Here is a 12077-nt window from a genome sequence, read left to right on the forward strand (position 1 = left end):
CTGGCGACGATCGATGCCGAGGGCTACTGCAACATCGTCGGCCGCGTGAAGGACATGGTGATCCGTGGCGGCGAGAACGTCTACCCGCGCGAGGTCGAGGAGTTCCTGTTCCGCCACCCCAAGGTGCAGTCGGTGCAGGTCTTCGGCGTGCCCGACCCGAAGTACGTCGAGGAGGTCTGCGCCTGGATCACGCTGAAGCCCGGCGAGACCTGCACTGAAGCCGAGATCCGCGATTTCTGCCGCGACCAGATCGCCCACTACAAGGTGCCGCGCTACATCCGTTTCGTCAACGAGATGCCGATGACCATCACCGGCAAGGTGCAGAAGTTCGTGATGCGCGAGAAGATGATCGAAGAGCTCGGTCTGTCCGTTGCCAAGACCGCCTGAAACCCGGAGCCCCCATGAGTTCACTGACCACCGGCCTGCGCTTTGCGCTGGGCGAGACCATTGACATGCTGCGCGACAGCGTGCAGGCCTTCGCGGCCGAACAGATCGCGCCGCGCGCCGCCGACATCGACCGCGATAACCAGTTTCCGCCCGACCTGTGGAAGAAGCTGGGCGCGCTGGGCCTGCACGGCATGACGGTCAGCGAGGAGTACGGCGGCTCGGCCATGGGCTACCTGGCGCACATCATCGCGATGGAGGAGGTGTCGCGCGTCTCGGCCTCGGTGGGCCTGAGCTACGGCGCGCATTCCAACCTTTGCGTCAACCAGATCCACCGCAACGGCACGGCCGCGCAGAAGGCGAAGTACCTGCCCAAGCTGGTCAGCGGCGAGCACGTGGGCGCGCTGGCGATGAGCGAGCCCAATGCCGGCAGCGACGTGGTGAGCATGAAGCTGCGCGCGGACCTGAAGGGCGACCGCTACGTGCTCAACGGCAGCAAGATGTGGATCACCAACGGCGGCGATGCCGACACGCTGGTGGTCTACGCCAAGACCGACCTGAATGCCGGCGCCGGCGGCATGACCGCCTTCATCGTCGAGAAGGGCTTCAAGGGCCTCAGCTACGGCAGCAAGCTCGACAAGCTGGGCATGCGCGGCAGCAACACCTGGCCGCTGTTCTTCGACGACTGCGAGGTGCCCGAGGAGAACGTGCTGGGCGGCGAGGGCAAGGGCGTCAAGGTGCTGATGAGCGGCCTGGACTACGAGCGCGCCGTGCTGTGCGGCGGCCCGCTGGGCATCATGGCGGCGTGCATGGACGAAGTCGTGCCCTACCTCCACGACCGCAAACAGTTTGGCCAGAGCATCGGCGAGTTCCAGCTGATGCAGGGCAAGCTGGCCGACATGTACTCTACCTGGATGGCCACCCGTGCTTATGTGTACGCGGTGGGTCAGGCCTGTGATCGCACCGATCACTCGCGCACCCTGCGCAAGGACGCCGCCGGCGCCATCCTGTATTCCGCCGAGAAGGCCACCTGGATGGCCGGCGAAGCCATCCAGACCCTGGGCGGTGTGGGCTATACCAACGAGTACTCGGTCGGCCGCCTGTGGCGCGATGCCAAGCTCTACGAGATCGGCGCCGGCACCAGCGAGATCCGTCGCATGCTGATCGGCCGCGAGCTGTTCTCCGAGACGGCCTGAGCAAGGAAGCGGTCATGAGCGTCATCAAATCCAGCATCAACCCACGTTCGCCCGAGTTCCAGGCCAATGCGGCCGAGATGGGCAAGATCGTGGCCGACCTGCGCGAGAAGGCTGCGCGGGTGTCCCTCGGCGGCGGTGAGGCGGCCCGGGCCAAGCATGTGGCCCGCGGCAAGCTGCTGCCCCGCGACCGGGTCGATCATCTGCTCGACCCCGGCACCGGCTTTCTCGAACTCGGCCAGCTGGCCGCCTACGGGATGTACGACAACGACGCGCCCTCGGCCGGGGTGATTACCGGCATCGGCCGGGTCAACGGCACCGAGTGCATGATCGTGGCCAACGACGCCACCGTGAAGGGTGGCACCTATTACCCGATGACGGTGAAGAAGCACCTGCGTGCCCAGGAGATCGCCCAGGAGAACCGTCTGCCCTGCATCTACCTGGTGGATTCCGGCGGCGCCTTCCTGCCCAAGCAGGACGAGGTCTTCCCCGACCGGGACCACTTCGGCCGCATCTTCTTCAACCAGGCCAACATGTCGGCCCTGGGTATTCCCCAGATCGCCGTGGTGATGGGCTCATGCACTGCGGGCGGCGCCTACGTGCCGGCCATGAGCGACGAGACCATCATCGTCAAGAATCAGGGCACCATCTTCCTGGGCGGCCCGCCGCTGGTGAAGGCGGCCACCGGCGAGGTGGTGACCGCCGAAGACCTGGGCGGCGGCGACGTGCACACCCGCGTTTCCGGCGTGGCCGACCACTTGGCCGAGAACGACACCCACGCGCTCTTCATCGCCCGGCGCATCGTCGGCACCCTCAACCGGACCAAGCCGGTCGGGCTGAAGCTGCTCGACGCGGAGGAGCCCCTTTACGATCCCGCCGAGATCTACGGCGTGATCCCCACCGACACCCGCAAGCCCTACGACGTGCGCGAGGTGATCGCCCGCATCGTCGATGGCTCGCGCTTCGACGAGTTCAAGGCGCGCTACGGCACGACCCTGGTCACCGGCTTTGCCCACCTCTATGGCATGCCCATCGGAATCGTCGCCAACAACGGTATCCTGTTCGGCGAGTCGGCCCAGAAGGGCGCCCACTTCATCGAACTGTGCGCTCAGCGTGGCGTACCGTTGGTCTTCCTGCAGAACATCACCGGCTTCATGGTCGGCCGCAAGTACGAGAACGGCGGCATCGCCAAGGATGGCGCCAAGATGGTGACCGCCGTGGCCACCGCCCAGGTGCCCAAGCTCACGGTGCTGATCGGCGGCAGCTTCGGCGCCGGCAACTACGGCATGTGCGGCCGCGCCTACAGCCCGCGCTTCCTGTGGATGTGGCCCAACAGCCGCATCTCGGTGATGGGCGGCGAGCAGGCGGCCAGCGTGCTGTCCACCGTGCGCCGGGAGGGCATCGAGGCCAAGGGCGGTAGCTGGAGCAAGGACGAGGAAGAGGCCTTCAAGTCGCCCATCCGCCAGCAGTACGAAGACCAGGGCCACCCGTACTACGCCACCGCCCGCCTGTGGGACGACGGCGTGGTGGACCCGGCCCAGACCCGCCGCGTGCTGGGTCTGTCCCTGTCGGCCAGCCTCAACGCGCCGATCCAGCCGACGAAGTTCGGCCTGTTCCGGATGTAAGGGGGCGCCATGTACGAAACCCTGGAAATCGCCCGCGACGGCGGCGTCGCCACCCTGTGGATGAACCGCCCCGATGTGCACAACGCCTTCAACGAGCAGCTCATCGCCGAGCTCACCGCGGCCTGTCGCCAGCTGGACGCCGACGACACGGTGAGGGTGGTGGTGCTGGCCGGGCGCGGCAAGAGCTTCTCGGCAGGGGCCGACCTCAACTGGATGAAGCGCGCCGGCAATGCCAGCGTCGAGGAGAACATCGAGGACGCACGCAAGCTCGCCGGCATGCTGCGGACCCTGGCCGAGATGACGAAGCCGACCATCGCCCGGGTACACGGGGCGGCCCTGGGTGGTGGCATGGGGCTTGCCTCGGCCTGCGACATCTGCATTGCGGGTGAAGGGGCGGTGTTCGCCACCTCTGAGGTCCGCTTCGGCATCATCCCCTCGGCCATCAGCCCCTATGTGATCCGTGCCATCGGCGCCCGCCAGGCCCACCGCTATTTTCAGACCGCCGAGCGGATCTCCGCCGGTCGTGCGGCCGAGCTGGGTCTGGCCCACGAGGCGACCGTGGCGGACGGGCTCGATGCCCGGGTGCAGGACATCGTCACCGCCCTGCTGCAGGGCGGGCCGAAGTCGCAGGCCGCTGCCAAGGATCTGATCCGTGCCGTGGCCGACCGACCCGTCGGTGACGATCTGGTCGAGGATACAGCCCGCCGCATTGCCAGCCTGCGCGCCACGCCTGAAGCGAAGGAGGGCCTCGCCGCCTTCCTCGACAAGCGTCCGGCGGCGTGGATGTCGGCCTAGATCTGTAGGGGCGACTTCAGTCGCCCAACCTGAATCGACCTCTGCGGGCGACTGAAGTCGCCCCTACAAGAGAATGCGGGAGACAAGCATGTTCAACAAGATTCTGATTGCGAACCGGGGTGAGATCGCCTGCCGCGTCATCAAGACTGCGCGCCGCCTCGGCATCAAGACCGTTGCGGTGTATTCCGAGGCCGATGCCGGTGCCCGGCATGTGCGCCTGGCCGATGAGGCCGTGTTCATCGGGCCGGCGGCGGCGCGCGAGAGTTACCTGGTCATTGACAACATCATCGCCGCGGCGAAGCAGACCGGCGCCCAGGCCATCCACCCGGGCTACGGCTTCCTCTCCGAGAACGAGGAGTTCTGCCACGCCTGCGATGAGGCCGGCATTGTCTTCATCGGCCCGCCGGTGTCTGCGATCCGGGCCATGGGCTCCAAGTCCGAGGCCAAGAAGCTGATGGAAAAGGCCGGCGTGCCCTTGACCCCCGGCTATCACGGCGACCATCAGGAACCTGGCTTCCTCAATGTGCAGGCCGATGCCATCGGCTATCCGGTGCTGATCAAGGCGGCTGCCGGCGGTGGTGGCAAGGGCATGCGCCTGGTCGAGCGGAGCGAGGATTTCCTCGATGCGCTGGCTTCCTGCAAGCGTGAGGCGGCATCCAGTTTCGGCAGCGACCACGTGCTGGTCGAAAAGTACCTGACCCGTCCGCGTCACATCGAGATCCAGGTGTTCGGCGATACCCAGGGCAACGTGGTGTACCTGTTCGAGCGCGATTGCTCGGTGCAGCGCCGCCACCAGAAGGTGCTCGAAGAGGCGCCGGCTCCCGGCATGACGCTCGAGCGCCGCGCCGCCATGGGCAAGGCCGCCGTCGACGCGGCCAAGGCCGTGCGCTACGTGGGTGCAGGAACCGTGGAGTTCATCGCCAACCAGGACGGCACTTTCTACTTCATGGAGATGAACACCCGCCTGCAGGTGGAGCACCCGGTCACCGAGATGATCACCGGGCTCGACCTGGTGGAGTGGCAGCTCCGCGTGGCCTCCGGCGAACCGCTGCCCCTGGCCCAGGAGCAGCTGGCCATCAATGGCCATGCCCTGGAAGCACGCATCTACGCCGAAGATCCCTCCAGGGGCTTCCTTCCTTCTACCGGCAGGCTGGTGCACCTGGCGCCGCCGGAAGAGGGCATGCATGTGCGCGTCGATACTGGCGTGGAGGAGGGGGACGAGATTTCGCCCTTCTATGACCCGATGATCGCCAAGCTGATCGTCTGGGATGTGAATCGTGACCGGGCCCTGGCGCGCATGCTGCAGGCCCTGGCGGATTACCGGGTGGTCGGTGTTTCCAACAACATCGAGTTTCTGTCGCGCCTCACCGCCTGCCCGGCCTTTGCCAACGCCGATCTGGACACCGGCCTGATTGAGCGGGAGAAGGACTATCTCTTTCCGGAAGAGGCCGGAGCCCATCGTGAGGCCTGGCTGGCCGTGGCCCTGGCCGAGTTGCTGCGCGAGCAGGAGCGGGCGGCTCAGAGCGCGGGCCGGCATCCTGAACCGGCGTCACCCTGGCATCTCCGTGACGGCTGGCGGGTCAATGCTGATGCAACCCGCAGCCTGGTCTTCCGGCTGGGCGAGGAGCAGAAGCATCTGCAGGTCGAGAACCTGGGCAAGGTCTTCCGCATCGTGGTGGATGGCGTCGCCAGCATTGTCAGCGGCAGCATCAATCCCCGCGGCCTGCTGCGGGCGGAGTTCGATGGCTTGCGCACCGCCGCTACGGTGGTGGTGGCGGGCGAGCGTCGCCATGTGTTTGGTCATGGCCGTGCCTGGCAGTTTGCCGCGGTGGACCCGCTGCACCACAGCGGCGAGGGCGGCGGGGCCGAGGGTGGCCTGCTGGCCCCCATGCCCGGCAAGGTGATCGCCCTGATCGCCAGCGAAGGCGCCACGGTGGAGAAGGGCGCTCCGCTGCTGATCCTGGAGGCCATGAAGATGGAACACACCATCACGGCGCCGGCAGCCGGCGCGGTAAAGGGCTTCCGCTTCGCCGTTGGTGACCAGGTGGGCGACGGTGCCGAGCTGGTGGACTTCGAAGCCAGAGCTGTTTGATCCACATTCCCGTGGGGTCTAATGAAGCCGCCCCCACTAGAGGCTTTCACGAATCTGAAGGTTTGATAGCCCGGCAATCCGCGCAGACGGAGCCGGAACTGCACAACACGAGTGTGAGGAGACAGCATGAGTGAACTGAGCTACGTCCATGGTGCGTCGGACAAGCCCCTGATCGGCCAGACCATCGGTCGGTATTTTGACGATGCCTGTGCCCGCCATGGGCAACGGGAGGCCCTGGTGGTGCGCCATCAAGGGGTACGCCTGCGCTACGCCGAGCTGCGTCTGAAGGTTGATGCCCTGGCTTGCGGGCTGCGCCGTCTCGGGTTGGTGCCGGGCGATCGGGTGGGGATCTGGTCGCAGAACCGGCTGGAGTGGACGCTGACCCAGTTCGCCACGGCCAAGGCCGGCCTGGTGCTGGTGAACATCAATCCGGCCTACCGGCGCAGCGAGCTGGAATATGCCCTCAACAAGGTGGGCTGCCGGGCCCTGGTCCTGTCTCCTTCATTCAAGAGCAGCGACTACCTAGCCATGCTTTCCGACCTCGCGCCGGAGCTGGGGCACTGCGAGGCCGGCCTGCTGCGCGCCCACCGGCTGCCCAGCCTGGAGATGGTGATCCGCATGGGGGGCGAGCGCACGCCGGGGATGCTCAACTTCGACGATCTGTTGCGCCCGCCGAGCCGGGACGAGCTGGGCGAACTCGAGCTGCTTGGCGAGGCGCTGCAGTTCGATGAGCCCATCAACATCCAGTTCACCTCCGGGACCACCGGCAACCCGAAGGGCGCGACCCTGTCCCATCACAACATCCTCAATAACGGATTTTTCGTGGGCGAGGCGATCCGCCTGGTGCCCGGTGACCGGGTGTGCATTCCGGTACCGCTTTACCACTGCTTCGGCATGGTGATGGGAAATCTGGGTTGCCTGACCCACGGGGCGACGATGGTCTACCCGGCGGAGGCCTTCGAACCCCTGGCCGTGCTGCAGACTGTGGCGGAGGAGAAGTGCACCGCCAGTTATGGCGTGCCGACCATGTTCATTGCCCAGCTGGATCATCCGGACTTTGCCGGTTTCGATCTGTCCAGCCTGCGCACTGGCATCATGGCCGGCAGCCCTTGCCCCATTGAGGTGATGAAGCGCGTCATCGACAGGATGAACATGAAGCAGGTGACCATCGCTTACGGCATGACCGAGACCTCACCGGTGAGCTTCCAGAGTGGCACCGATGATTCTATCGAGCGTCGGGTGTCGACGGTCGGCCGGGCACAACCCCATTGTGAGGTGAAGATCATCGACAACGAGGGGCGCATCGTGCCCCGCGGCACGCCGGGTGAGCTGTGTACCCGCGGCTACTCGGTGATGCTCGGCTACTGGGGTGACGAGGCCAAGACGGCAGAAGCCATCGACCGGGCGGGCTGGATGCACACGGGCGACATCGCCATCATTGATGACGAGGGCTTCTGCAACATCGTCGGACGCATCAAGGACATGGTGATTCGCGGCGGCGAGAACATCTATCCGCGGGAGATCGAGGAATTTCTCTACCGCCACCCCAAGATTCTGGATGTGCAGGTGGTGGGCGTGCCCGACAAGAAGTACGGCGAGGAGCTGTGCGCGTGGATCATCGTGCGCGAGGGCGAACGCCTGAGCGAGGATGAGGTGCGCGCCTTTTGTCAGGGGCAGATTGCCCACTACAAGATTCCTCGTTACATCAGCTTCGTGGACAGCTTCCCGATGACGGTGACGGGCAAGATCCAGAAGTTCCAGATCCGCGAGAAAATGAAGCAGACCCTCGGCCTGGAAGACGCCGCTACCGCCTGATTCAAGGAGTGAAGCCATGAACTTGCCCCAGTGTGTCCGCATCGTTGAAGTCGGTCCCAGGGACGGACTGCAGAACGAGAAGCAGATCGTCAGCACCGATACCAAGGTGGAGCTCATCGCCCGGCTGGGTGCCGCCGGCCTGTCGGCCATCGAGGCCACTTCCTTCGTGTCGCCGAAGTGGGTGCCGCAGATGGGCGACAACGCTGAGGTGATGGCGCGGATAGCGCGTCTGCCAGGGGTCGATTACCCGGTACTGACGCCCAACATGAAGGGCTTTGAGGCGGCCCTGGAAGTGGGCGCTAGGGAAGTCGCGGTGTTTGGCGCCGCGTCCGAATCCTTCAGCCAGAAGAATATCAACTGCTCCATCGCGGAATCCCTCGATCGTTTCGCTCCGGTAGTGGAGGCCGCGAAGGCGGCGGGGGTGAGGGTGCGCGGCTACGTGTCCTGTGTGCTGGGCTGCCCTTACGAGGGAGAAGTGGCGCCGGGGGCGGTGGCTGGTGTGGCGGCAACGCTCTTTGACATGGGCTGCTACGAAGTCAGCCTGGGCGACACCATCGGCACGGGCACGCCCGGCAAGACCCGCCGGATGCTCGATGCCGTTGCTCGCCGGGTGCCCATCGACAAGTTGGCCGGCCACTACCACGATACCTATGGTCAGGCGCTGGTGAACATCTACGCGTCCCTGCAGGCGGGGGTGGCCACCTTTGACGCCTCGGTGGCTGGCCTGGGCGGCTGTCCCTACGCGGCGGGGGCATCCGGCAATGTGGCCACGGAAGATGTGGTGTACATGCTGGACGGGCTGGGGGTCGAGACGGGTATCCGCCTGGGGGCCCTGGTGGAGACATCGGCCTGGATCTGTGAGCGCCTCGGCCGCAGTAACGGCTCCAAGGTCAGCCTCGCCAGGGGGGGGCTGTCGCCACTGAACTGCATAAGGCCTTGAATTAAATCCCGAGTTGTGAAATGATTGCCGGATCGCCCGTCTGCATGTGCAGTTCGGGTGTTCGGATTTTTACCTTGCCCTACCGTTCGCATGACGGAGGGCTTTGATCCAGAAGGAGATCTCATGCGGCATTACGAAGTCGTTTTCATCGTTCACCCCGATCAGAGCGAGCAAGTGCCCGCCATGATCGAGCGTTACCGTTCCCTCGTGACCACCCAAGGCGGCCAGATCCATCGTCTGGAAGACTGGGGTCGTCGTCAGCTAGCCTACCCGATCGACAAGATCCACAAGGCTCACTACGTGCTGATGAACATCGAGTGCGATCAGCCCACCATCGCCGAGCTGGAGCATGGCTTCAAGTTCAACGATGCCGTGCTGCGTCACCTGTCCATCCGCATGAAAAAGGCGGTCACCACCCCGTCGCCGATGATGAAGGAAGAAAAGGCTCGCTCCCTGACTTCCGCTTCCGGTGAAGAGGCTAAGGCCGTCGAGCAGCAGCCCGCAGCCTGAGTTGCAGGAACAGGTTCGCAACAGTTTTGAGATTGAAGGTGTCCTGACCGAAGTCGGGGCTCTGCGTTACTCCCCCGGCGGTGTGCCGGTGCTGGCGGGACGCATTGAGCACCGCTCGAGGCAGGTGGAAGCCGGGGTCCCGCGTGAAGTGGGGCTTGAGTTGGCGATTGCAGCGGTGGGGGAGAAGGCAAGTCTGCTTGCTGCTGCCCGCCTCGGTTGCACAGCCCGAATCACCGGCTTTCTCGCAGCGAAAAGCCTGCGCAGCAGGGCACCTGTATTGCACATCGATACGATCGAATTTTTGGAAGGAACGAATCATGGCATTCAAGCCAGCAATGAAGCGTAAGGACGACCGTGGCGGTCGTAGCCTCTTCAAGCGTCGCAAGTTCTGCCGTTTCAGCGCAGAGAAGATCGAAGAGATCGATTACAAGGATGTGGACATCCTGAAGGATTTCATCACCGAAAACGCCAAGATCATGCCGGCACGCATCACCGGCACCAAGTCCGGCTACCAGCGTCAGCTGTCCACCGCGATCAAGCGTGCGCGTTTCCTCGCGCTCCTGCCGTACACCGATCTGCACCAGTAATCCCGGAGAGACAGCATGCAAATCATTCTTATGGACAAGGTTGTCAACCTGGGTGGTCTGGGTGATGTGGTCAAGGTCAAGGACGGCTACGCCCGTAACTTCCTGATCCCCCAGGGCAAGGCCAAGCGCGCGAATGCCGCCAACCTGGCTGAGTTCGAAGCCCGTCGTGCCGAGCTTGAGCGTGTCGCTGCTGAGCAGCTGGCTGTTGCCCAGGCTCAGGGCGAGAAGCTCGAAGGCACTGCTGTTACCATCAGCCGCAAGGCTGGTGTCGATGGCCGTCTGTTCGGCTCTGTGACCAATGCCGACGTCGCTGACGCACTGAAGGCCAAGGGCTTTGCCGTCGAGAAGTCTGCCGTGCGCATGCCGGAAGGCCCGCTCAAGGTTGTCGGCGAGACCCAGCTGGTCGTCTCCCTGCACACTGATGTGACTGCTACCATCAACGTCGCAGTGGTTGGCGAGAGCTGATCGAAGGGAGTTCGGCTCCCTCCCTCAAAAAAGGCTGCCTCGCGCAGCCTTTTTTGTTTTTTAGGCCGGGCTTTACTCGGTCGTTACGGATTCCTGATGTCCCATGCGCAAATCTCAAAATCTGCCTGAAGATCCCGTCATGTCTGCCTTGCGGTTGCCGCCTCACTCCGTTGAAGCGGAGCAATCGCTATTGGGTGGCTTGCTGATCGACAACACCGTCTGGGAGCGGGTTGGGGATATCGTCAATGAGGCCGACTTCTATCGGGATGACCATCGGCGCATCTTTCGTCAGATTGCTCGCCTGATCGAACTGGGCAAGCCCGCCGACGTCGTGACGGTATACGAGGCGCTGGAGAAGAACGGTGAGGCCGAGCACGTCGGTGGTCTTGCCTATCTCGGCGAGATTGCCAATAGCACACCCTCTGCGGCCAACGTACGGCGTTACGGAGAGATCATTCGGGAGCGGGCGATCCTTCGCAAGCTGGTGTCCGTTGGTGATCAGATTGCTGCCAGCGCCCTCACGCCCTCGGGTAAGGACGCCAAGACCCTGCTGGATGAGGCGGAGGCCAAGGTGTTCGAGATCGCTGAGGCGGGGGCGCGTACCGTCAGCGGCTTCGTGCCGATTCAGCCGATTCTGGGGCAGGTGGTGGACAGGATTCAGGAGCTTTACGACCGAGACTCTCCGGCAGGTATCACGGGCGTGCCCACTGGCCTGACTGATCTTGATGATAAGACATCGGGTCTTCAGCCTTCAGACATGATTGTTCTGGCGGCGCGTCCCGGTATGGGGAAGACCTCGCTTGCCCTTAATATTGCCGAGAATGTCGCTGTCGAGGCAGGCTTGCCTGTTGCTGTTTTCTCGATGGAAATGCCGGGGACGCAGCTTGCTACGCGTTTCCTTTCGTCGGTCGGTCGGATTGACCAGCACAAGATTCGTACCGGCAAGCTGACTGACGAGGAGTGGCAGCGCCTGACTTACGCCTTGGGTAAGCTGCACGAAGCGCCCATCTTCATCGATGAGACGCCGGGCCTCAACCCGACCGATCTGCGCGCGCGATGCCGGCGTCTGCATCGCCAGTGTGGGCGTCTGGGGTTGATCGTGATCGACTACCTGCAATTGATGACTTCACTGAAGGAAAGCGATAACCGTTCAGCGGAGCTGTCCGAGATCTCGCGCTCGGTGAAGTCCTTGGCAAAAGAGCTTCACGTTCCGATTATTGCGCTGTCCCAGCTAAATCGGAGCCTTGAGCAGCGTCCCAACAAGCGGCCGGTCGCGTCAGATCTGCGTGAGTCGGGGGCCATTGAGCAGGACGCCGATATCATCATGTTCATTTACAGGGACGAGATCTACAACCCGGATTCCCCTGACAAGGGGATGGCTGAGTTGATCATCTCGAAGCACCGTAACGGATCAACGGGAACGATACGAATGACTTTCCTTGGAGAGTTTACGCGGTTCGAGAATTATGCAGGGTCGCCGAATTACTGACGAGACCCCGGTTTCAAGAAATATTTTGGCAATAGTGTTGACGGGGTCGGATAGTTCTTTATAATTCGGCCTCTCTTCGCTGCGGCGCACGATGAAGTGTTCCGAAGCGGTGGAGGGGGTGTTGCGGTAGGTATTGCGATGCTTGCGCCAAGTGGTTTGTTTCGGTGGTCAAGTGGTTTTCG

General features: G+C 63.7%; 11 protein-coding genes and 1 pseudogene. All 12 read left to right on the top strand.

Annotated elements, in window-relative coordinates:
• Window positions 1–387 (top strand): annotated as a pseudogene (locus tag J0L98_RS19455) (AMP-binding protein); the annotation flags it as partial.
• A gap of 14 nt (window positions 388–401) precedes the next feature.
• Window positions 402–1580 carry an isovaleryl-CoA dehydrogenase gene (locus J0L98_RS19460; RefSeq protein WP_296413607.1) on the top strand — a complete coding sequence of 393 codons (1179 nt, stop codon included), beginning with the start codon at window positions 402–404 and terminating at the stop codon, window positions 1578–1580.
• Between the two features lie 14 nt (window positions 1581–1594).
• Complete coding sequence (locus J0L98_RS19465) at window positions 1595–3202, top strand: carboxyl transferase domain-containing protein (RefSeq protein ID WP_296413609.1); 1608 nt, start codon at window positions 1595–1597, stop codon at window positions 3200–3202.
• 9 nt (window positions 3203–3211) lie between these two features.
• Window positions 3212–3997: an enoyl-CoA hydratase/isomerase family protein gene (locus J0L98_RS19470; RefSeq protein WP_296413610.1), complete on the top strand. Its 786-nt coding sequence runs from the start codon at window positions 3212–3214 to the stop codon at window positions 3995–3997.
• Between the two features lie 88 nt (window positions 3998–4085).
• On the top strand, window positions 4086–6089 hold the full coding sequence (locus J0L98_RS19475; RefSeq protein ID WP_296413611.1) for an acetyl/propionyl/methylcrotonyl-CoA carboxylase subunit alpha: 2004 nt from the start codon (window positions 4086–4088) through the stop codon (window positions 6087–6089).
• Window positions 6090–6215: 126 nt separating this feature from the next.
• Complete coding sequence (locus tag J0L98_RS19480) at window positions 6216–7904, top strand: AMP-binding protein (protein WP_296413613.1); 1689 nt, start codon at window positions 6216–6218, stop codon at window positions 7902–7904.
• Between the two features lie 16 nt (window positions 7905–7920).
• Complete coding sequence (locus J0L98_RS19485; protein ID WP_296413615.1) at window positions 7921–8844, top strand: hydroxymethylglutaryl-CoA lyase; 924 nt, start codon at window positions 7921–7923, stop codon at window positions 8842–8844.
• A gap of 123 nt (window positions 8845–8967) precedes the next feature.
• Window positions 8968–9354 carry a 30S ribosomal protein S6 gene (gene rpsF / locus J0L98_RS19490; protein WP_296406144.1) on the top strand — a complete coding sequence of 129 codons (387 nt, stop codon included), beginning with the start codon at window positions 8968–8970 and terminating at the stop codon, window positions 9352–9354.
• Window position 9355: 1 nt separating this feature from the next.
• The gene (gene priB, locus J0L98_RS19495) at window positions 9356–9700 is read left to right on the top strand and encodes a primosomal replication protein N (protein ID WP_296413616.1); all 345 of its coding nucleotides are present in this window, start codon (window positions 9356–9358) and stop codon (window positions 9698–9700) included.
• Window positions 9672–9941: a 30S ribosomal protein S18 gene (rpsR, locus tag J0L98_RS19500; RefSeq protein WP_153162030.1), complete on the top strand. Its 270-nt coding sequence runs from the start codon at window positions 9672–9674 to the stop codon at window positions 9939–9941. The genes priB and rpsR overlap by 29 nt, the downstream gene beginning before the upstream one ends.
• Window positions 9942–9956: 15 nt before the next feature.
• Window positions 9957–10406, top strand: a complete 450-nt coding sequence (gene rplI, locus J0L98_RS19505; RefSeq protein ID WP_296413618.1) for a 50S ribosomal protein L9 — start codon at window positions 9957–9959, stop codon at window positions 10404–10406.
• A 103-nt stretch (window positions 10407–10509) separates the two neighbouring features.
• Window positions 10510–11895: a replicative DNA helicase gene (gene dnaB, locus J0L98_RS19510; protein ID WP_296413619.1), complete on the top strand. Its 1386-nt coding sequence runs from the start codon at window positions 10510–10512 to the stop codon at window positions 11893–11895.
• Window positions 11896–12077: the final 182 nt, after the last annotated feature.

The sequence above is a fragment of the Zoogloea sp. genome (assembly GCF_017302315.1).
In the GTDB taxonomy this organism is placed as follows: domain Bacteria; phylum Pseudomonadota; class Gammaproteobacteria; order Burkholderiales; family Rhodocyclaceae; genus Zoogloea.